At 64.4% G+C, this 21,512-nt stretch carries 18 protein-coding genes, 1 tRNA gene and 1 riboswitch; of the genes, 6 read left to right on the top strand and 13 right to left on the bottom strand.

The genetic code is table 11. The features are described from left to right. Nucleotides 1–3: 3 nt before the first annotated feature. Both MKK67_RS14965 and MKK67_RS14960 read right to left on the bottom strand, forming a co-directional pair. Nucleotides 4–2,184 (bottom strand): transglycosylase domain-containing protein, encoded by a 2,181-nt coding sequence (locus tag MKK67_RS14965; protein ID WP_243965839.1) that lies wholly within the window; start codon nt 2,182–2,184, stop codon nt 4–6. Nucleotides 2,185–2,324: 140 nt separating this feature from the next. After that, nucleotides 2,325–2,672, bottom strand: a complete 348-nt coding sequence (locus MKK67_RS14960; RefSeq protein WP_313899022.1) for an ATP-dependent helicase — start codon at nt 2,670–2,672, stop codon at nt 2,325–2,327. Nucleotides 2,673–2,889: 217 nt separating this feature from the next. Here MKK67_RS14960 and MKK67_RS14955 point away from each other — a divergent pair, with 217 nt between their 5' ends. Further along, nucleotides 2,890–3,372, top strand: coding sequence for a hypothetical protein (locus MKK67_RS14955; RefSeq protein WP_243965837.1), 483 nt, complete (start codon nt 2,890–2,892; stop codon nt 3,370–3,372). 107 nt (nt 3,373–3,479) lie between these two features. Beyond that, entirely contained in the window at nt 3,480–3,725 is a 246-nt protein-coding gene (locus tag MKK67_RS14950) for a pilus assembly protein PilZ (protein WP_243965836.1), read from the top strand. A 9-nt stretch (nt 3,726–3,734) separates the two neighbouring features. Here the strand turns inward: MKK67_RS14950 and MKK67_RS14945 are convergent, their stop codons facing one another. The 5 genes from MKK67_RS14945 to MKK67_RS14925 form a co-directional block, all read right to left on the bottom strand. Further along, entirely contained in the window at nt 3,735–4,796 is a 1,062-nt protein-coding gene (locus MKK67_RS14945) for an acyltransferase family protein (protein WP_243965835.1), read from the bottom strand. Nucleotides 4,797–4,901: 105 nt separating this feature from the next. Further along, a complete protein-coding gene (locus MKK67_RS14940) occupies nt 4,902–5,276 on the bottom strand; it encodes an HNH endonuclease (protein ID WP_243965834.1) in 375 nt (124 codons plus the stop codon). A gap of 22 nt (nt 5,277–5,298) precedes the next feature. Continuing rightward, complete coding sequence (locus tag MKK67_RS14935) at nt 5,299–6,138, bottom strand: alpha/beta hydrolase (protein WP_243965833.1); 840 nt, start codon at nt 6,136–6,138, stop codon at nt 5,299–5,301. Nucleotides 6,139–6,255: 117 nt separating this feature from the next. Next, nucleotides 6,256–6,600 (bottom strand): hypothetical protein, encoded by a 345-nt coding sequence (locus MKK67_RS14930; protein WP_058192635.1) that lies wholly within the window; start codon nt 6,598–6,600, stop codon nt 6,256–6,258. A 2-nt stretch (nt 6,601–6,602) separates the two neighbouring features. After that, entirely contained in the window at nt 6,603–6,884 is a 282-nt protein-coding gene (locus MKK67_RS14925; RefSeq protein ID WP_243965832.1) for a DUF6516 family protein, read from the bottom strand. A 210-nt stretch (nt 6,885–7,094) separates the two neighbouring features. Further along, a riboswitch (TPP riboswitch) is annotated at nt 7,095–7,200 on the top strand. A gap of 70 nt (nt 7,201–7,270) precedes the next feature. Here MKK67_RS14925 and thiC point away from each other — a divergent pair. Further along, nucleotides 7,271–9,157 carry a phosphomethylpyrimidine synthase ThiC gene (gene thiC, locus MKK67_RS14920; RefSeq protein WP_243965831.1) on the top strand — a complete coding sequence of 629 codons (1,887 nt, stop codon included), beginning with the start codon at nt 7,271–7,273 and terminating at the stop codon, nt 9,155–9,157. Between the two features lie 22 nt (nt 9,158–9,179). Here thiC and MKK67_RS14915 read toward each other — a convergent pair whose 3' ends face one another. Beyond that, nucleotides 9,180–9,584: a TY-Chap domain-containing protein gene (locus MKK67_RS14915; protein WP_243965830.1), complete on the bottom strand. Its 405-nt coding sequence runs from the start codon at nt 9,582–9,584 to the stop codon at nt 9,180–9,182. Between the two features lie 368 nt (nt 9,585–9,952). Here MKK67_RS14915 and MKK67_RS14910 point away from each other — a divergent pair, with 368 nt between their 5' ends. The 3 genes from MKK67_RS14910 (at nt 9,953) to MKK67_RS14900 (ending at nt 13,795) form a co-directional block, all read left to right on the top strand. Then, complete coding sequence (locus tag MKK67_RS14910) at nt 9,953–10,288, top strand: flagellar protein FlaG (protein WP_243965829.1); 336 nt, start codon at nt 9,953–9,955, stop codon at nt 10,286–10,288. 190 nt (nt 10,289–10,478) lie between these two features. Further along, nucleotides 10,479–10,553, top strand: a tRNA-Gly gene (locus tag MKK67_RS14905). Between the two features lie 611 nt (nt 10,554–11,164). After that, nucleotides 11,165–13,795, top strand: a complete 2,631-nt coding sequence (locus tag MKK67_RS14900; protein ID WP_243965828.1) for a S1C family serine protease — start codon at nt 11,165–11,167, stop codon at nt 13,793–13,795. Nucleotides 13,796–14,416: 621 nt separating this feature from the next. Here MKK67_RS14900 and MKK67_RS14895 read toward each other — a convergent pair. From MKK67_RS14895 to hsdR, 5 genes are all read right to left on the bottom strand, one after another. Then, nucleotides 14,417–16,117: a DUF262 domain-containing protein gene (locus MKK67_RS14895; protein WP_243965827.1), complete on the bottom strand. Its 1,701-nt coding sequence runs from the start codon at nt 16,115–16,117 to the stop codon at nt 14,417–14,419. A 35-nt stretch (nt 16,118–16,152) separates the two neighbouring features. Further along, on the bottom strand, nt 16,153–17,076 hold the full coding sequence (locus MKK67_RS14890) for a restriction endonuclease (RefSeq protein WP_243965826.1): 924 nt from the start codon (nt 17,074–17,076) through the stop codon (nt 16,153–16,155). Then, the gene (locus MKK67_RS14885) at nt 17,076–18,452 is read right to left on the bottom strand and encodes a restriction endonuclease subunit S (RefSeq protein WP_243965825.1); all 1,377 of its coding nucleotides are present in this window, start codon (nt 18,450–18,452) and stop codon (nt 17,076–17,078) included. Before MKK67_RS14885 ends, MKK67_RS14890 begins: the two co-directional genes overlap by 1 nt. Next, complete coding sequence (locus MKK67_RS14880) at nt 18,449–19,930, bottom strand: N-6 DNA methylase (RefSeq protein ID WP_243965824.1); 1,482 nt, start codon at nt 19,928–19,930, stop codon at nt 18,449–18,451. The genes MKK67_RS14885 and MKK67_RS14880 overlap by 4 nt, the downstream gene beginning before the upstream one ends. After that, a partial coding sequence (gene hsdR, locus MKK67_RS14875) for a type I restriction-modification system endonuclease (protein ID WP_243965823.1) occupies nt 19,930–21,512 on the bottom strand: 1,583 nt, incomplete at its 5' end. The genes MKK67_RS14880 and hsdR, both read right to left, overlap by 1 nt.

Raw genomic sequence — 21,512 nt, 5'->3', positions numbered from 1 at the left:
CGGCTAGTCCCCAATCCCGAACAGCTTCTCGACGAAGTTGCGGTCATCCTTCGGCGCCGCCCGGCGCGCCGGGGCCTGCTGGCGGGGCGCCTGGGCGGCCGGATCCCCAAAAATCTGGCCGAGGATGTCGGTCGGGGCGCTCGGCGCCGCGCTCGCCACCGAGGCGGTGGTCTCGGGCGGCGGCTTGCGCCAGCGGTTCAGGCCCGGCAGCGGCACCGGGTTCTGGCCCTTGAGCGCCTGGGTCATGTAGGTCTTCCAGATCTCCGCCGGCAGGTTGCCGCCAGTGACCTTCTTGGTCAGCTCGCCGTCGTCGTTGCCGAGCCAGATCCCGGTGACGAGGGTGCCCGAGTAGCCGATGAACCAGGCGTCGCGGAAATCCTGGGTGGTGCCGGTCTTGCCCGCGAGCTCCCAGCCCGGGATGTCGGCCTTCTTGGCGGTGCCCGAGACGAAGGTCTCGTGCATCATGGCGTTCATCATGCCGTCGGCATTGGCGTCGATGACCCGGCCGAGGCCGTTGTCGGAGCGCTTGTACAGCACCGTGCCGGCGGCGCTCTTCACCGAGGTGACCACGTAGGGGATCACCCCGGTGCCGCCATTGGCGAAGGCCCCGTAGGCGCCGACCATCTCCAGCAGGGTCACCTCCGAGGTGCCGAGCGCGATCGAGCCGTTGGCCTGGAGCGGCGAGGTGATGCCCAGCCGCTGCGCCGTCTGCACCACCGTCTTCGGGCCGACCTCCTGGCCGAGCCGCACCGCCACCGTGTTGAGCGAATGCGCCAGCGCCGTGCGCAGGGTGACCGGGCCGTCGTAGCGGTGGGAGTAGTTCTCCGGCGCCCAGTTGCCGATCCGGATCGGCGCGTCGTCCTTGACCGTTTCGGGGGTGGCGCCGTGCTCCACGGCGGCGAGGTAGACGAACGGCTTGAACGAGGAGCCGGGCTGGCGCTTGGCCGTGGTCGCCCGGTTGAACTGGCTCTGGGCGTAATCACGCCCGCCGATCAGGGCGCGGATCGCCCCGTCGGGTCGCATCGAGACCAGGGCGCCCTGGCCGACATTGAAGCGCGTGCCCCTGGCGTTCAGCTCGTCGGTGAGCGCTTTCTCGGCCAGGGCCTGGAGGCCCGTATCCACGGTGGTCTGCACCGTGATGTCGGTGTCGAACTTGCCGACGTAATCGTCGAGCACGTCCATCACGAGGTCGGCGACGTAGTTGGCCGAGCCGCCACCGCGGGCGTTGGCGGGCCGGGCCGGCTGGGCCAGCGCCACCTTGGCGTCCTGCGCCGGCACGAAGCCGAGCTCCTGCATGGCGGCGAGCACCTGCGCGGCGCGGGCCTGGGCGGCGGGCAGGTTGCGGTTCGGCGCCAGACGCGAGGGCGCCTGCACGAGGCCGCCGAGCATTGCGGCCTGGGCCAGCGACACCTCCTTGGCGGGCTTGCCGAAATAGCGCTGCGCCGCGGCCTCGACGCCGTAGGCGCCGGCGCCGAAATAGACCCGGTTCAGGTACAGTTCGAGGATCTCGTCCTTGCTGTACTTGTGCTCAAGCCACAGCGCGAGGATCGCCTCCTGGATTTTTCGCGAGGCGGAGCGCTCGGGCGTCAGGAACAGGTTCTTGGCGAGCTGCTGGGTCAGCGTCGAGCCGCCCTGCGCGACGCCGCGCCGGGTCAGGTTCTGGCCGATCGCCCGGAGGATGCCCACCGGATCGACGCCGAAATGCTGGTAGAAGCGCCGGTCCTCGATCGCCACGAAGGCCCGCGGCAGATAGGGCGGCAGCTCCTTGATCGAGACCACCCGTCCGCCGGTCTCGCCCCGGTTGGCGAGCAGCGAGCCGTCGCTCGCCAGGATGGCGATGTTCGGCGGGCGCTTGGGCACCGCTAGCTGGTCGATCGGCGGCAGCTGCGAGGCATGGTAGGCAATCAGCCCGGCGATGCCGATCACCGCCCACAGGCCGAGCACCACGGTGCCGTAGACGATCCGGCCGAGCCACGAGCGCCGACGCCGGCCGGATTTCTTTTGGGTCCGGCGCGCCGTCGTCTTGGTCGGGGCCCGCGCCGTCTCGTCCGCTCGCTTGCCCACGCGCTCTCCTGTCCCAGCCCGGTCGTCCCGGGACAAGCGCAGGTCGAGTTCGCCGCGATCCCGGACGCGCCCTTCCGGCACGTCGAAATTCGGCTCCATCCTGCCCCGACCCTTGGCCATGCATCCCGTCTTCGAACGATCCGACACCGACGCGCGTGCATTGCGGTGCAGCCCGGTTACCGCACGCTAAATGCGGCGGTTTAAGGGGTCGTTAGCGTTCCGTTCAGCACCCGACCCGGGTGGACGGACGGGATTAGCCCTCAACCGGGCGCCGTCGGGTCCTGGCCCAGCACCCGCCGCGCCTCGGCGAGCAGCACGGGGTGCCGGACCGATTGCGGGCCGGAATCCGGCGTCTCGCGGCCGAGGCGGGCGATGCGCGCCGTGAACAGCTTCCGGCGCAGGCCGAACCGGCCGATGCTGGCCGTGAGCGCCAGCAGGACGACCCGCACCGCCTCGGTGCGCTCGCGCTCGTGCACGATCTCGGATTTCAGCGCCTCTTCCCGTCGCAGGGCAGCGTCGAGTTCGAGTCGGACGACGGCCCGGCTCGCCTCGTCCCGGCGGGCGGTCTCGAGCTGGAGCCGGCATTCCTGCAGTGCGCTGAGGATCATGAGCTCCTGCGCCGACGCATCCCGCATTGATTCCTCCCGGCGCGCCTCCCGGTGCACAACCCGGCGCGCGCCCGATCCCTGTCACAAAAGTTTCGGTCCCGGCCTGCGGCCGCGTGCGGACCGTCATGGGTTCGCCATACCGGTGCCGGGCTCTAGCCGGAAGCCACCGCGCCGCGATATCGAGGCCGCGCTCATCGGTAAAAAAGGGATCGACGACGTGCGTTGCAGGATTGCCGTGGCCCTGGGGGGCCTCTTGCTCGGTTCGGTGCTGGTGGGGCCGGCCTCGGCGCGGGTCGAGCAGCTCGACACGGTGAATCTGGTCGCCTGCGCCCAGGATGGCGGGGTCTGCCGGATGCCCTACCCCACCAACGTCTATTACGGCGTGCCCGGCAAGACCAACGGCCGGCCGTTTCCGCAGGGCGGCATGGTCCCGTGCAACAGCCAGACGTTCGGCGATCCCGCCCCGGGCCAGCCGAAGAGTTGCTGGTACGCGCCGCGCCTGAGCGAGACCCGCGGCGGCGGTGTCGCCCCCCGGGACCGCGACGAGGGTTACGACGACCGCCGACGCGACGACTATCGGCGGCGCGACGACGACCGCTACGGCCGGGACTACGACCGCCCGCGGCCGCGCCGGTCCTACGACGACGATGACGACGTTCCGCGGCGGCGCAGCTACCGGGACGACCGGGACGAGTATTGATCGTTTTGCGGCCCAAAACAGTCGCGCCACCATATCCGGGCTGTTAACCACCCTCCGGCATCGTCCGGTCTGCGAGCCATGGCGTCGCGGGCCGGGTGGAGAGAGCGATGACGGAGGATCGCCGCGGGGCATTCCGCAAGAATGCGTTCACGTTCGGCACGCTGCTGCTCGCCTGCGGCGAGGTCGGCTGCCTGGTCTGGGACGCGACCGAGACGGGTGCCCAGATCGAGGTCGAGAGCGATCAGGCGGTGCCCGACCGCTTCCCGATCCGCCTCACCGATGGCGCTGACCCGCGGCCGGCCGCGGTGGCGTGGCGGAAGAGCCGTCGCATCGGCGTCGCCTTCGAGGGCTGAACCGCTCGCTCACGTCGTCGCGAGGGTGGAGCGCGGGCGCGGCCCGGCCGCCAGCCGGAACAGTTTTGGGCGCACGAACAGCAGCTTGAGCGGCGTGTCCCGCACCATCCGTTCCAGGGCCAGCGGCAGCAGCAGGGCCGCGGCCATCACGAGCAGGCCGGCGAGGCCGATATCCGTGACGAGCCCGGTGCGGACGAGGACTTCCCGGGTCGCAGCCATCGGCAGCGAGAAGGCGAGATAGATCACGATCGAGCGCCGGCCGCAGGTCCGCAGGCCCTCGGCCACGACGCCGCCCGCCCGTTCGATCAGCGCCGCCGCGACCACGATCGCCAGGGCACCCGCCGCCCCGAGGGTGAGGCTGACCAGTGGCAGGGTGGCGAGGGTCGGGTAGACCGGATTCCCGGTGGCCGTCAGAGCGAGCCAGCCTTCCAGTAAAGCCCAGGCGGCGAGACCGCCGAGCGCGAGGCCGACGTGCCGGCGTGCGGTGTCGGCCAGGGCGAAGATCCGGCCCGCGAACAGATAACCCGCCACGAAGTAGACGTAGCGGCCGCAGAATTCCTCGATCAGGGTCGCGTCGCTCCGGATGTCGGCGATCTGCAGCAGGGCGGCGCCACCGAGCAGCAGCGTCCCCGGGCACCGGCGCAGGGCCTTGGTCACCACCGAGAAGACGGCCAGCAGGTAGACGAACCACAGGCTGGAATACGGCTCGACCAGCGCATGGGCGAGATGCGCGGCGAAGGCCCCAGGCCCGGATTCGCCGACGATGCTGCCGTAACGGGCCGTCGACTGGATCACGAGCCAGAGCAGGTAAAAGTACGCGAAATGCACCACCCGGCGGTCGGCGAACAGGCGCCAATCCCGGTCGATCACCCGGCCCAGAAACAGGCCGGACAGGAGGAAGAAATCCGGGATCCGGAACGGCTTGGCGAAGGCCACCACCGGGTGGAGGAACCCCTCCCCGCCCATCGCGGCGCCGGTGCCGATGACGGAATGCATCATCACCACCAAGAGGATGCAGATCCCCTTGGCGACATCGACCCAGGCCAGCCGGCCGTCCCCTACCCCGCCCATCGTTCAACTCCGCGACCGAGGCGAGTGTGGAGCGGCAAGGTTGACGGGGCTGCCTGCCCGGCCGCGGAACCTGCGGACGTGCTGAGCGCCGGGTAAACGGCCGGCTCAATCCCGGCGCCGGCCCGTCCGGCGGTCGCGGGTCATGCGGGTGGCGGCGTGGAAATCGTCGGGCTTGCCGCGGATCCAGACCAGGAAGCGCGCGATCTCGGGATCGGCCCGCAAAGCCTCGACATCGGCGAGGCGCTTGGCGATCTCGGCCTCGCTGTAGCGGGCATGGATCGCCGAATGGCAGATCTGGTGCAGCCGCACCGTGCCCTGGTGGGTCCCGCCCTTCAGCTTCGGGGTGAGGTGATGCAGGCTGGAGCGGGCGCGCGGCGGGATCGGCCGGCCGCAGAGCGGGCAGACCGGATCCGCCCGGGGGGCGGCGCCCGGCATATCCGGATCGTCGGCGTTCCAGCGCCGGGAGCGGCGTCCGACCAAGCGATCCCTCCTTCCATCCCGATCAAGGCACGGCGCTGTCCGCAGCGAGACAGGCCGGCCCGACGCGCCCGCGAAACGTCGCCTCGGCCTCGCGGTCCCGGATTCCGAAGATCGAGACGTGATCGCCCGGGATGAACGCGAACCGCGCCCGGGGGCCCGCCGCCGCGGCCAGCGCCCGGGCGAGCTTGGCCGGCACCACCGGGTCGTCTTTGCCCTGGACGATCAGGACCGGCTCGGTCCCGCCGCGGATGCGCAGGTCCGAACGATACGTGTCGCGCAGGAGCCAGGATGGGGCCAGCGGGACATGCAGCCGCACGGTGTGGGTGAGGGAGTCGAACGGCGCTTCGAGATAGAGCCCGACCGACGCGATACGCTCGGCCATCGCCACTGCGACGGCCGCCCCCAGGGAATGCCCGTGCAGCAGGATCGGCGCGCCCGGCGCACGCGCCATCGCGGCCGCGATTGCCGCCATCCCGTCGCGGATCAGCCCGTCCTCGCTCGGCGATCCGGTCGAGCCGGGATAGCCGCGATAGGCCGGCGCCAGCACGCCCCAGCCGGCCGAAAGCCAGGGATCGGCGGCGAAGCGGGCGGCATGCGGCTCGGGCCGGGAGCCGTTGCCGTGGAAGCTCACCACCACCCCGCATCCCGGCCGCGGCGCCCGCCACAGGGCGAAGAGCCGCTCGCCATCCTCGGTGGTCAGGGTGATCGGCTCTGTCCCGGGCGGGGCGAACCGGTCGCCTGCCGGCTCACCCGCCCAGGCCGCTCCCGGATAGATCAGCCGCCGCTGGAACACGGCCAGAGCCACCAGCGCGGCCAGATAGACCAGGGCCACGATGGCCAGCAGCAGAAGCAGGATCCACATTTTTTTGGAGACTGGGCTGAGAGACCTTGATAGCCGCGTTTCGCCCATCTCAGGAGGCGAGGCCGATCGGAGGCTGGGCAGCCCCAACCTATTGCGCGCGCTCGACCAAGCCGTGCATCAAGCCGCCTTCCGGATCGTGAAGTCGACATGCACGGTGTCGTAGGGAAACACGATCCGCCCGTCCTCCGTACGATCCAGGACGCCCGCGTTCAGCAGCGCGTGCACGTCGCCATGCGTGTTCTTGACGTCGCGATCCAGCAAGCGCGCCACGGCCCGCAGCGACATCGGTTCCTGCCCGGCCAGAATCCGGATCAGCTCCCAGCGGCGGGGCGTCAGGACGGTCCACAACCGCTCGACCGTCGGAAACGAGATGAAGGCGCCCTGCTCCTCGCCGCGGAAAGCCGCCAGCGCCCGGACAGTGCTGTCTTCGATGGTGGAGACACCGATGGTCACGGTCTTCATGGTCATCTCCAGGATGCGACATCGGCCCAGAAGTCCGCCATCAGGGCCTCTGGGCTTGTAAAGGTGTAAGGCACTTCCCGCTCGCCGATATGCTTGTGGTCGCCCTTCCCGGCCTCGTTGTCGTAGCGGAGCACGCAAGCACCCTCGACCACGAAAGCGAGCCGATACTTGAAGCCGTGGGCGCTTCCACGAACCGGAGACGGCACCCTCCAAACGACGAGTTCGGCGAACGACCGATCGGCCGTGACCTCGATCCGTTCCCTGAACAGCAGCGCGGCGTCCATGACGTTGGCGAGAATGCCAACGGACCAGGTCGTTGGCAAGCGTGCCAACAGGCATTCGGAGAGGAGCGTTCCCCTATCCCGGCAGCGGTGATCCGATCCCGGCGGCGAGCCGCGCGGTGGTCCGCCCCGCTACCGTGCCGAACCGTGCGATCATGTCAGCCCCTCCCCTCAGCACAGCATTGACAAACCCTTTGGCGGAGCCGAGTCTTGAACCGTTCCGAGGGGGGCCCTGTAGAGGGCTGAGATTGGGCACGCTGCCCTGACCCTTGAACCTGATCCGGCTCATACCGGCGGAGGGACGGGAACCTGCGGCTGCCTGCGTGCGGCCGGATCTCATCTCAGCCATCGCGTGGTCCGGAACGCTCCAACACGAGGAGAGGCCCACGATGAACGCACCCGTTCTCCCCAAGGACGTGAAAGGCAGCCCGGAGACCGTGACCACGGGTCCGGTCACCGGATCGCGCAAGGTCTATGCGAGCCCGGCCGGCCGGTCGGACATCCGCGTGCCCTATCGCGAGATCGTCCTGTCCGATCCGAAAGAGGAGCCGGTGCGGGTCTACGATCCGTCGGGCCCCTATACCGAGACCGACGCGCGCATCGACCTCACCGCCGGCCTGCCCGGCGTGCGCGAGCCCTGGATCGCGGCGCGCGGCTACACCGCGGTCGAGCCCCGGGCGGTCAAGCCCGAGGATAACGGCTTCGCCGGCGACAAGCTCGTGGACCCCTGCCCCGCCGCCCGCACGATCCGGAAGGCCGGTCCTGGCCAGATGGTGACGCAGTACGAGTTCGCCCGCGCCGGGATCATCACCGAGGAGATGATCTACGTCGCCCACCGCGAGAACGCCTGCCGCGACGCGATGCTGGCCGGCGCCGAGGCCACCCTCGCCGACGGCCAGAGCTTCGGGGCCTCCGTGCCGCCGTTCATCACCCCCGAATTCGTGCGCGACGAGATCGCCCGCGGCCGGGCGATCATCCCGGCCAACATCAACCACACCGAGCTGGAGCCGATGGCGATCGGCCGGAATTTTCTGGTCAAGATCAACGCCAATATCGGCAACTCGGCGGTCACGTCGTCGGCCGCGTTGGAGGTCGAAAAGCTGGTCTGGTCGATCCGCTGGGGCGCCGACACGGTCATGGACCTGTCCACCGGCCGCAACATCCACAACATCCGCTCGTGGATCATCCGCAACAGCCCGGTGCCGATCGGGACCGTGCCGATCTACCAGGCGCTGGAGAAGGTCGGCGGCGATCCGCTCAAGCTCGATTGGGAAGTCTTCAAGGACACGCTGATCGAGCAGGCCGAGCAGGGCATCGACTACTTCACCATCCATGCCGGCGTGCGGCTGGCCTACGTGCCGCTGACCGCCCGGCGGGTCACCGGCATCGTCTCGCGCGGCGGCTCGATCATGGCGCGCTGGTGCCTGGCCGGGCACCGGGAATCGTTCCTGTACGAGCATTTCGACGAGATCTGCGACATCATGCGGGCCTACGACGTGTCGTTCTCGCTCGGCGACGGCCTGCGTCCGGGCTCGATCGCCGACGCCAACGACGCCGCGCAGTTCGGTGAGCTGGAGACGCTGGGCGAGCTCACCAAGATCGCCTGGGACAAGGGCTGCCAGGTGATGATCGAGGGCCCCGGCCACGTGCCGATGCACAAGATCAAGGTCAACATGGAGAAGCAGCTGCGGGAATGCGGCGAGGCACCGTTCTACACCCTCGGCCCGCTGACCACCGACATCGCCCCGGGCTACGACCACATCACCTCGGGCATCGGCGCCGCCATGATCGGCTGGTTCGGCACCGCGATGCTCTGCTACGTCACCCCGAAGGAGCATCTCGGGCTCCCGGACCGGGACGACGTGAAGACTGGCGTGATCACCTACAAGATCGCCGCCCACGCCGCCGACCTCGCCAAGGGCCACCCGGCCGCCCAGCTGCGCGATGACGCGCTCAGCCGTGCCCGGTTCGACTTCCGCTGGGAGGACCAGTTCAACCTGGGCCTCGATCCGGATACGGCCCGCCGCTACCACGACGAGACCCTGCCGAAGGACGCCCACAAGGTCGCGCATTTCTGCTCGATGTGCGGGCCGAAATTCTGCTCGATGAAGATCACGCAGGACCTGCGCGCCGAGGTGCTGGCGATGGAGGAGGCCGGCGAGGTCGTGGGCGCGTCGCCCGCGATGTCGAAGGCCGAGGCCGAGGCCGGCATGCGGGCGAAGTCGCAGGAGTTTTTGGCGGAGGGCGGCAAGCTCTACATCGACGCCGCCGAATGAGGAGCCGGCACGCCCCGTCCGCTCAGGACGTGGGCGTGCCGCATCCGGCGCCGCCGCCGCGCGGCGCCGTGATCGCGATCGCCGAGTCCAGCTCGGCCCCGTAGGCATCGTAGAGCGCCGCGAGCATCAGTTCGGCGGCGATGCCGACATCGGGAGGATCTCCGAGGATGACGGTGCGCGAGAAATTCGCTCCTCCGTCGGCTTGCGCATACTGAAGGGCCCGGAGGGCGGCCTGGGATTGCGCCTGGAGCCGAAAACCCGGTTTCCCGTAGGCGCCCGACGAGGCTTCGCACAGCATCGCGGTATCGAAGGGCTGGAAGATGCACTGGACGTAGTGCATCGGCCGATCGCGCAGCGCCACGACGATGAAGCGATCACGCGACGTTTCGATGGGTCCGCGCCGATGGATCGCGTCGAGGCGCGCCACGACCTCGCAGCGATGCTGCTGGATGAACGCCTCCCGGGGTGATAATCCTGATCGCGCCTGCACGCTGCCCGCTGGTGCCTCGGCAAACGCCGCAACCAGAAGCGCCATCGCCATTCGGGTCCAGCGCATGGATACCTCCGGACGCGTGCCGTGCCCCGTGGCGCAACAGCGACACGGATCGCCCCACCCGCGCGACAGGCGGGATCAATGACTGGACGAATCGCAAAATGATGCCGTTCCGGTAACGGGATCTTCATCGCGACTCGGGCTGCCGCGCAACCATCCCCTGCGCCGGGGGCGTCCGTTAACGGACGCTTAGGCGGCAGAACCGCTGAATCCCTCGATCACAGGATCGCAGGAGATCAGCCATGGATATCCGTCCGCTCAACGCGACGACGCCGGGGCCGCAGGGTCTCGAATCGCTCGCGGCGTCGGCCGCCCCGGCCGCCACTCAGGAAACGACGCCGGCCCAAGCCGCCACCGCCCCGCTGGAGCCTGCGGTCAGGCTCGACATCACCCCGACCGGCGACAAGGCGCGCTACATCCAGGATCCGGACACGAGCTCGATCGTGTTCCAGGTGGTCGACTCCCGGTCCGGCAACGTCGTCGAGCAACTGCCCAGCGAGACGGCCCTGCGCAACCGGGCCTACGACGCCGCCCGCGAGTCGCACGCCGCCGCGGGGAACCTGTCCCGGATCGCGTGAGCCCCCCGCTCAGGCCGAGGCGGCTCCATTGGCCCCAGTCCGACCTGGGAACACGCAGCCATACGGAAACCGAAAAACCGTGTTTGACGGACTCGTCGGCGGGCTGCTAGATCGCTCTCGTACACGGGCGCACGGAGCACCCGCGAGGCCCCGGCCTCGTGGGCGCGAGACTACCGCACCGGCCGTGTCCGCGGGCGTAGTTCAGTGGTAGAACGTCAGCTTCCCAAGCTGAATGTCGTCGGTTCGATCCCGATCGCCCGCTCCAGTCAAACCTCTGTTCCGACAGGGGTTTTTCTATCGTAAGCACGTCGGGCCGATCGGGATTTTAGATCATTTTAGGTCGATTAAGGTTCGTTCCGGCGCGATTATCACAACGCAACTCACAACAGGCCCGCGCTGCTGGCTTGAGGCCGTGTTTACCGATTGCGCCTAATTAACCTCGCGAACGCTACGCGATCTTCGTGGCCGCAGCATCTGGCGGCACGCCCGCAGTCTCAGGTGACAGCGTGTCCGATGCGGTGGCATCATGGCTCTCATCAAGGGATTTTGATGGAGCCGATTCTATAAAGAAGGTTGCCTTCGGCGAGTGCACTCCGAAGGCAAAGGTCACACGTTCGAATCGTGTCGGGTGCGCCAATTTTCCCTACATTTAGCAATGACTTAAGCGTCTCGGCGATCCGGTGATCCGGTTCTGTCCAGGGGTGGTGTGCCAGGGGTGTGCCAAAGCTGTGGCAGATCAGCCGGGCACCGAGAGTCTCGGCAGCTTCAGAAATTTGACACCGTCATATCGATTCGTCGCCGCCGGATGGTTGGCACACGCTGATGTGAGATTGATTTGAAGCGCTGACCCGGTCAGGTTGTGACCGGGAGATCTGCATGGCTAGGTTGTGGGCTGCATTCATCGCGTCGCTCCTCCTCACCATGGCGCCGCTGGCCACCAGCGCAGGTAGCTTTACCCTTTCCGGCTCCGCCCGTTGGGTCGTCCTCGCCAGCCGACCGGACCTCGACTCCGCCATCGGTGTCGCCCGCCATTACCGTTGGCAGTTCGCGAACGTGCGTGTCATGCGCGCGGCCAACGGCTGGTTCGCGGTCGTCGTCGGGCCGGAGAACGCCGTCGATCCGCGCGCCCTGCGCCAGCGTCTCACGCGTGCGGGCGGCTTGCCGACCGACTTCATCTTCTCGCGCGGCGATAGCTACGTCGAGCAGGTCTGGGTGCCTCCGACCTCGGTGGGCGAGCCGATCGCCAAATACGATGGCAAGCAGGACAGCGTTCTGCGCGTCGGCGCCCTGTCGGTCGTCCTCACGAGTGGGAGGGGGAAAGACAACGATCGCTACCCGGTCGCGGCGGCCCGCGAGGATGGGCAGGCGGCTTTCACCTTATCCCTGGATCAGTCCACCCGCGGGACGGACGATGATTCGAATTCGGACTTTGCCGAGTTGGCCGTCGTGCGCCTGGACCCGGCCTCGCTGCGCCCCAGCCTCGTGTTCTCATCGTTCTGGGGTGGCGCGCATTGCTGCACGGTGACGAAAATCGCAACGCAGGACCCGCGTACCGGCCGCTGGTTCGTCGCGGACGGCGAGACGCTGGATGGCGGAGGTGGCTACACGTTCGAGGATCTCGACGGTGATGGCGCCTACGAACTGCTTAGCAGCGACAATAGCTTTCTGTACGCCTTCGGCCCCTACGCCTCGGCCAACCCACCTGCTCAGATCCACTGGCTACGCGCCGGTCGCCTGGAAGATGTGACGCGTCACGCCGATTTCGCGGGCTACCAACGCCAGCGGCTCGCGGGCATGGAGCACGCTGCCAGCCTCGATCCCGAGCGGTGGCGCGACAACAACTTCCTCGGCGGTTGGGTCGCGCAGAGCATCCTCGTCGGCCGCGGAGAAGCGGCGTGGGCGCGCATGCTGCAAGTCTACGACCGCAATGACGAGTGGCCTTACGAGGAGTGTACGGTCGCTTTGCCGCTGGCCAAATGCCCAGACTCGCGCAAACGCAAGATCGACTTCCCGAGCGCTTTGCGCCGCCACCTGAACGAGGGGGGCTATGCGACGCCATGGCTGGCGCCGCTGGCAGTCGCACCGCCCGCGATCACTGTGCCCGCGGGACCGGCCCGGTACGAGGTGGCCGCCGCGGCTTTTCAAACCTTGCCGATCGACCAGCGTATTCGGCTCCAGGTGCTGCTGACCGCCACCGGCCAACAGGTCGCCGTGCCGAATGTCGATTTCTCGAAGCGGCTGTTCGAGACGGTTGTGCGCTATCAATCACAAAGCGGGCTACCCGTCTCCGGGGTGATCGACGAGGGTCAGGCCGCCGGACTCATGCGCGAGGCTACGCCGCTGTTGCGCATTTGGGGGTTTCAGACGGCGTCGCACCCGTCCCGGGGCCGCACGATCTGGGTGCCGTTCGGCCTCGGGTTGCGCGAGGAGCGTACCGGCTCGGGCTTGACCTGGACCGACTCTGCCAAGCGCGTGACGCTCAGTTACATCGCTACGCCGAGCGCATTGGAGGATGGCTACCGTACCGCCCTCGAACGGCTCGCCGCGGACGGGGCGCGGATCAACTATAAGGTGCTCCGCCCGGACTTCTTCGCGATATCGGCGTCTGGGGCGGACGGATTGGACTGGTACATGCGCTTCCACCGCGACGGTGGAGGCACGCTCGGGTTCTTCATAACGTGGAAGACCGCCGAAGCCGGGCTGCACATGGAGCGCGTGGCGGTGCTGGTTTCGGGGTCCCTAGCCGCAAGCATGTCGGGCGCGCCATTCATCGCCCCGATCGCAGTTGCCCCGCCGCCTCAGGCAGTTGCGGTGGCCACACCCTCGCCTCCGATCGTTCCGACGCCACCCGCAGTCGCTCCCCGGTCGCCCCATCCCAAGCCGCATACGGCCTCATCGGGCACTGGCTTTTTCATCAGTCGCGCTGGCCACCTGCTGACGAACGCCCATGTCGTCCAGGACTGCGCGGCCATCGAGGTGTCTGGGCCAAATGGGCTGGTAGCCGCTCGGCTCGTGGCTCAGGACCGGACAAATGACCTTGCTCTGCTGAAGGCGGAGATAACTCCGGTGAAGATTGCCGCGCTGCGCACCGGGGTTCGGCTCGGAGAGGCCGTGGCAGTCTTCGGCTACCCGTTAACGGGCATGCTTTCGACCTCGGGTAACTTCACGCTGGGCAACGTCACGGCGCTGACCGGGCTGGCCGATGATAGCCGCTACTTCCAGATCTCAGCACCCGTACAGCCGGGCAACTCAGGTGGCCCGCTTGTGGACGCCTTCGGCAACCTGATCGGTGTGGTGAGCGCAAAGCTTAACGCCTTGAAGGTGATGGTCGCCACGAATGGCGATATTCCGCAGAACGTAAATTTCGCCATCAAAGGCTCGCTGGCAGGAGCGTTCCTGGAGAGCAACGGCGTGGCCTACACCGCAGGGACTGACACCACCGCCCTCACCCCGGCCGATCTGGCTGAGCATGCCAAGGGCCTGAGCGTATTCGTGGCTTGTCGGTAGGCCACGAACCCTGTCCTGGAACCAGATGGTTCCGGGACAAGCTGGAATGAGCGTGCCGCCGAAGGGGAAATGAGGGTCGGAAACGAGGAGGTTTTGGGACAGGAAGTGGAACGAGGAAGGATCGGCCCCAGGAAAGTGGGAAGGCAGAGGTCGTAACAGTGGCCGACGGCCGGCGCGTCGTCGCCAGCCGGATCGGAGACAAGGCTGACGCTACGCAGCGCTTCAGGAGGGCGAAGTTCAACCGTTGAACATGGGAGAACCAGATCCCGTGGACCACTGCGAACATGACCACGGCTTCGCCCGTCGTCGCGGACGCCCCAACATTCTGGAGAACCGGCCACAACGTGAGCGGGATCAAAGGCTCCTGAGGAGCTTCGGCCACCGCGAGTTCGTGGCGGGCAAATCAAGAGGGTCGTAGCTAAAATGAACCGACGGTGTGCCTTGCGAGTCGGCGACGATCTGAGAGCAGGATCGGCCGACCTATAATCGCAGACTATAAAAATAATACCATGAATATGATTTCTGGCTTCTTCAGAAATTTGTCCCGTCCGCAACGCATCGGGGCATTGCCAGCAAAATTTGCTTGGTAATGCCCCGACGCAATCCTGGAGAGTTGCGCGATTATATTTCGTCTTCTCCGGCCTCACCAGATAACGCCGTCGAAAGCGCAGGGTCGTCTAGCTCGGTCATCCGCGAGACAATTTCAAATATCTTTTCTCTCCTTTCTGAGACAAATGATCTAAATTTTCTCTGATCTAACAAGTCTATATCGATAAGCGCGTTCTTGAGCAATTTTTTGTCTACAGCCGACAGAAACTCCCGAGGATCCTTGGCGCTTTTATTCCTGTTAGCGACCTGCTGTAGGATCCATAAATTTCCTATATCGTTTACCAAGGCGCTATCGTAGCGCTCCTCCATTTTTGATCGCGGAAATATGTGATCGATTTCAGGCAAGTTTTTACTAAAATAGACTTTTCCGCCGCTTCTTTGTTGCAAAATGCTTAAGGCTAGCTCTACGTTATATGAAATGAGACCACTATCGATGGTATTGAAGCCAGTTTTCCAATTCACAAACTGCGCAGCGCCTTCAACAGGAAAAACAACGCTGCCTTCGTTAACGAAATCGCGGATAAATGCACCGGTCCTACTGTCCGAATGTTGAGTAAAAACTTTAGAGAAAGCGAAAATATAGAGTGCCTTTCGCGCCGCGCTCCCGTCGGTAGAAAATACATCGGCCTTGTTCAAGAACGCAAAATGCACAAAGGGGATCAGAGTATTCAGGCCGCCAATCAACCGCGACGAGTCAATTTGACATGAAATTCTTACAAAATCCACGGTTTGCCTAATTGCGTTCAAGCAACCGTCGTAACAGCTTCGAATTGCGTCAACATTAGATTTCTTGCGAAGAAGATCGAAATCCAATCGAGTTCCTATTCCTGAAGTTGAAAATAAGCAACGTATCACAAAGTCGTTATCTATTTTGAGGTCAGAGCCAGAATTTATTTCAACAAGAAAATCCGGTAGAAGCGTGCTAATCTCAGGCCAATAAAGTCGCAGCATGCTGATGATGAGATCTGATCGACTCAATCGCACGCCCTGGCTGTTTATGCGGACGAAAATTTCAAGTATGTCGAAAATTGTTTTTCTACCCTTATAGTCTGCGGGTAGGCTTGCATCTATGATTTGCGTCTTGAGGCATTCCGAGTTTTCTGTAAAAACGTACTTGATCTGGAACAGATTTTCTTCTAATTTAAGCTTCGCATCGTCAGACAAAAGATCTATCTGCTGGATTTCCGACTTCAACTTCATAGTTTCGATGGGTGTCATTTTCAGAAGCTTCGGCAGAGAATGCCAGTAACACGGCGATTCACCGGACTGTACAGAAACAGATATAGCGGAGTTTTCTGCGTCGATATCTTTTGCGTCTGCAAATTTGAATGAATACTTCTCTTCGCTTGTGTCGTCGCTGCTTGATCCGCTTAATAAGTCGAAAAAGAATGTTTTTCCCTGAAAGGAACCATTAAGGGCTATATTGATGGAAGTAAGACGCTGCTGGCCATCTAAAACGTACCTGAGACGCTTTCGATCGGCGTTTTCAGCATATATATATTGTTCGTCGCTGCGATGGTTTTTTGTAAAATTTCTATACTGAATGCATTCGTACGTTTCCCACAAAAGAACTATCCCCACAGGATAGCCGCGCATCAAAGAGTCGAACAATTTTTCGATGCGTGATGTATCCCAGACAAAGTTTCTTTGAATTGCAGGTAGTACGATTTCGCCCGTGTCTATGTCGTTAACGAGCGCGAAGATGGATGACATTCATATGTCCTTGATTTCTTTAAGTTGCGTCTAAGTTACCCGTCGAAAAATTCTTCGTCGAGCTTCTTGATAGTAAGCCGCTCCTCAATCCGGCAGCCGACCTCGTGGCGGATCATCAGCCGCGCAAGTTGCGGACCGTCGATCAACACGATGCGCTTGCTCAGCATCTCTGCCGTCTCGCGCGCCGAGGACGTGAACGACGAGGTCGTCACGAACAGCCCCTTCGTCGCTTTGAAGCGGTCGAGACTCCCGAAAAAGTCACGGATGGCCGAAGCGCCAACCGTGTTGTCGGCGGAGTAGCGCTTGGCTTGGACGTAGATGCGATCGAGCCCAAGTGGATCCTGGTCGATCACGCCGTCCACGCCCCCGTCGCCCGACTTGCCGACGAGTGCGCGATCAAGGTCGTTGACGGAGCCGCCGTAGCCCATCGCGATGAGTAGGCGCACGACGAGGCTCTCGAAGAACGCTGGTGTGCCCGCCACGACGCGCTGGAGCAACTCGCTGGCCAGCGCTGCTTCGAGTTGGCGTCCGGCCGCGCGCATGACCTCGTCTGGCGTCAAGTCTGCCGTGGCACCGTCCGCCTGCACGGCCGCCTCGGCCCGCTCGTCGACGCCGTCCTGGGCGAAGCGGAACGACTGGAATTCCTGGAACCGGGTCAGGAACTTGATGTCGATGCGCGTGGGCGGCTGGCTAAGGATCTCGCGACCGCGCGGGGTAATCTGGAAGTGGGCGCGGCGGGTGAGTTCGACGAGCCCGGCTTTGCCGAGATAACTCTTGGCCCAATGTACACGGTTAGCGAAGGTGGTCTGGCGGCCGGACGGCAGTAGGTGCGAGCGGTCCTCCGGGGCGAGCTTGAACTCGTCGGCAAGGCGCTCGACCACGTCGCCGATGCGCTTCTCGCCCGTTGCCGCCTCGCGGAGCACTGGCAGCATCAAGGTCTGGAAGTCGGGAATGGACATCAGGTCGCCGATGCCAGACGCGGACGACCGCGGCCTCGACGAGCAGGTGTTGGTCCCGTTCGTTCACCTTTGATCCGCTCCAGCAGCACGCTCGCGGGCTCATCGCCCGGATCCTGCGCCACAAGCTCGCCGCGGAACGCCCTCGAAAGGACAGCCTGATCGAGATGGTCTGTAAGCTTGCGGGCGTGTGTCGCGTGACTTGCAAGGCGATCAACCCATTGTATCGCCGAGCTTGCTCGTGCCAGAACTTGGCACTGCTCGTCAATGCACGGGACGATGAGTTTAATGCGCGCAAGGTCACCTTGCGACACCTTCCATATGCCTGCCGTTGTCTTCGCGACACTCTCAATTTGCATGCGCACTTGAGGCGCATTCCACACCAGCGCAAACCATTCGGGAAGCACGACCGATTGATTTAGCCGAATACGGAAGGCGGTATCCGGAAAAATCGTAGGTTGATCGACACTCGGAACCAGGGACGCGATGCCGACGAAATGTTTCGTTCCATTACCTCTACTGACCAGTATATCCCCACGTTGGATCAGATACGGCTCGGCGCGCCTCGCGTCGATCGGCAGGAACCGCACCGCGTCCAAATCAACCGTCCGGTTACGAAGTGCGCTGAGCCGTAGTGATCGAATTCCTGGAGGTTGATCTGTCCCGCGAATGGACAAGCCGTTTCTGATCGGCGTTCCAATCAGAGAGAGCAAGCCTTCAGACCTTGGCTCTGGAGCACCATGCCTCTTTCGCCAATCCTCTGTTAAGCTGCCATCACAGGCAGCCCGAAGGATCGATTCCTTGTACTTTTCCGTCAGCCGCGACACATGCTGAAGATGGTCGCGTGCGCGCTTCGACTGGGCCGAGAGGGTGTCGATCTTTGCGATGATCCGACGCTGCTCATTCGCAGGAGCGAGAGGGATGGTGATTTCTCGGAGGTCACCGATGTTGAGACTGTCCCGCGTAGTGCCTCCTGTGTCGGCATCGATTTTCGCCTGTTGCTCAGGTGCCAACAAAGCGCTCTGGATCCAGCGCGACAGAGATGGGTCAATCGGACGTATGCGAGCAATTGTTCGAGAGATATTCCCTCTGGGAAATGATTTTGGAACTACAGCAACGCGACCCACGGTTCCTTGAACAGAAATCAGCACGTCGCCTGTGGTTACGTGACTGCGACTGAACTCAGCATCCAGCTTGGGTGTTATGTAAGCAACTTGCGAAGAGTCGAACTCGTTGGTGCGTATGTCGGTAACACGCACCATCGGAACGCCTTCAGGATCCGGATCTCCCGGTTTTAAGACACCGTAGCAAATTGGGCTGTCGCTACGGGTGAGATAATCGAGGGTCACCGCAGTCCAGCCTATAGGTGCCTGAGTCATTCCGCAGCCTCCGGCAGCGCTGCGACCGCTTCATCTCCATCGAGTACGTCCGAGAGCGCCTCGATATCAGCCAACGCCGCCCGCAAGTGCCCGATGATCGCCGCCGCGATGTCTTCGGGCTCGATCAGGCCCTCCTCGGCGTCGGCCTCTGTATCCCGGAGCCACGCGATGTCGAGGTTGTCGTTGCGCTCGGTCACCTGCTCGCGCGTGAAGCACCGGAAGCGTCCGGTCTCACCCTGATCCTGCCGCTCCGCTGCACCGTTCGGATCAGCACCGTAAGCGGTCTCGAAGTCCGCGAAGTCCGCTACGGTCAGCGGGCGCGTCTTGCCGAAGGCGGGCATGTCGGCGCGCAGGTCGTACACCCAGACCGCCTTCGTGTTCCCCTTGTCGGTCTTCCCCCGCCGGAAGAACAGCACGTTCGTCTTCACGCCAATCGCGTAGAAGATGCCGGTCGGTAGCCGCAGGATCGTGTGCAGGTCACATAGGTCCATCAGCCACGTGCGCAGACGACGGCCGGTGTTATCCTCGAATAGCACGTTGTCGGGCACTACCACCGCAGCCCGGCCGCCGGGCTTCAACGCCCGCACGATGTGCTCGACGAAGGCCAACTGCTTGTTCGAGGTCTCGGCCGTGACCGAGAAGTCGTTCCGCGTTGGGCGTCCACCACCTTTCTTTGTCCCGAACGGTGGGTTCGTCAGGATCATGTCGGCCTTGCCGAGAGCCTCCCCGTCCGGTGACAGCGTGTCCGCGTGTTCGACACCCCCCTCGATGCCATGCAGCATCAGGTTCATCAGGCAGAGACGGTGTGTGTCGTGCACGAGTTCGGCGCCGTGATAGGCACCGTTGCGCTGGAAGAACGCCTGCGCCTCCGGCAGCTTGTAGAGGTTGTCGGTCTTTTCCTTGATGTAGTGATCGGCGGCTACGAGGAAGCCCGCTGTACCCGCGGCCGGGTCCTGGATCACCTCGCCGGGTTGCGGCTGCATGAGACGCACGATGCAGTCGATGAGTGGGCGCGGTGTAAAATACTGTCCGGCCCCGGATTTTTTCTCCGCCGCGTTCTTCTCCAGCAAGCCCTCGTAGAGGTTGCCCAGACCCTCCTCGCGCGCTGAGAACCAGTCGAGCTTGTCGATCGCGCTCGTGAGCGCCTTCAAGTTCGTCGGCCGGGTCAGGCGGGTCTGCGCGTCCGTGAAGATCGCGAGCACGAGATGGTCGGTCTCGATCTTCGGATTGCCGAGGTCGAGTAGCAGGCGCTTATAGTGGTCGAGTTGATCGAGCCCTTCGCGTCCGGCGAGCCCCGCCCAGCGGTACTGAGCGGGTAGGCGCCCCTCGCCGCCGGTCTCGGCGAGCATCTTCAGGAACAGCAAATAGGTGATCTCGGTGACGTACTCGTTGTAGCCGACGCCGTCGTCGCGCAGCACGTGGCAGAGCGACCAGAGCTTGGCGACGATCTCGCGTGTGGTTGGGTTGACCGCTTCCATCAGCCTGCCTGCTTCCAGAGTTCTTCGTTCACGTCGGCGAGGAGCGTCTCCACGCCGCCGCTGAAAATCTTGTTGAGACGTGCGAAGCCACCGTCCTTCCGGAAAGGCTCGCGGTCGAGCGCTTCGCGATCAACGACGACCTCGCGCACGATCTGCTCGCTGATGCACTTCAACCACCCGCGCTGTGGATCCGTCCAGGGCTGGCGCGCCATGATCCGCTTCATCGCTGAGGCGACGCGCTCCTCGTAGGGCAGGAGCGGATCACCCAGTGCAGCTTGGCGGACGTAGCCGATGATCGAGGCGGCGATGTCCTCGTTCTTCGCATCCTTCCAGGCGCGCTTGAGCGTCGCCTCGGGGAACCCTGCGCGGTCGAGTTCAGCACGGAGTTCGCGTAGCTGTGCACGCGTGAGGTCGCGCGGACGCTGTACCACCACCTTCAAGGCCGCGAGGGTGTTCACGTTCTCGTTCACGAAAGTGGCGAACCCGTCGAGGAAATCCTCGGGTTTCTCGGCTGTACCGTAGCCGCGCGTTACGCTGATGACCGCGTCCGGGTGAGGCGAGATCGGCTTGCGGTCGGGCTCACCATCGCCTCCGGACGCATCGAGCACCGCCCCAATAGTCCGATGCGCACGCACCCAGGTGACGAGGTCCCCGCCGGGCGCCGCGTGCAACCGCGCCAACGTCGCTTCAGGTGTCTCGCCCGCGACTGCCTCGAAGCGCCTGTGCGCCTCCTCGGACATGCTTTTGAGCCGACGCCGCAGCTTAACTACCAACTGTGCCCGAACGGTCTCGCGCTGCCGCTCATCGTCGGCGGAGGCGAGTTCCGCGACCAGTTGCTCAAACCCAATCGCGGGCGCGACCACGACCGGCTTCATGTCGGTGATCTTCTGGAGGTGGGGGTAGAGATCCACCGCGTCGAAGATCCGGAACACGTCCTTGCCGATGTCCGGGCATAGCCGCGTCGCCCGGCCGATCATTTGCTCGTAGAGAATGCGGGAGTTCACGCGCCGCAGGAACACGAGGTTGGTGATCGACGGCACGTCGATGCCAGTGGTCAGGAGATCCACCGTGACTGCGATCTTCGGGTTGGCGTCGTTGCGGAACGCGCGGATCAGGTCGCCGACCTTGTCCACCTTGCCGGTGATCTTCTTCACCGCGGAGTCATCGATCTCGCCGTAGGCGGTCTGGAAGGCGTCCTTAACCTGCTTCACCACGATGTCAGCGTGGTCGTTCGAAGCCGCGAAGATCAGGGTCTTGCCCGGCAGGCTCGGGTCGATGTGCCGAGCGAGTTCCTCGGCCACGACTTTGTTGAAGTTCTCCGTGACCACCTTCCTGTTGAACTGCTCAACCTCGAAGCGCAGAGCGTCGGGCGCGTGCGCGAGATCGATCTCACCAGTCTTGGGGTTGAAGAACTCCAACTGGTCGGACTTGGCAAACTCGATGCCGTAGCGCGCCAACGCGGTCTCAATCCGGACGGGCGGCTCATGGTCGTTGAGATGGCCGTCGATCACCGCGTCCCGGTACGAGTAGGTGAAGATCGGCTCGCCAAAGATCTCGGTGGTGTGCAGCGCGGGCGTGGCGG

Origin of the sequence: Methylobacterium sp. J-072 (assembly GCF_022829425.1) — a bacterium.
Classification (GTDB): domain Bacteria; phylum Pseudomonadota; class Alphaproteobacteria; order Rhizobiales; family Beijerinckiaceae; genus Methylobacterium.
This window is presented reverse-complemented; position numbering and strand designations above follow the sequence as displayed.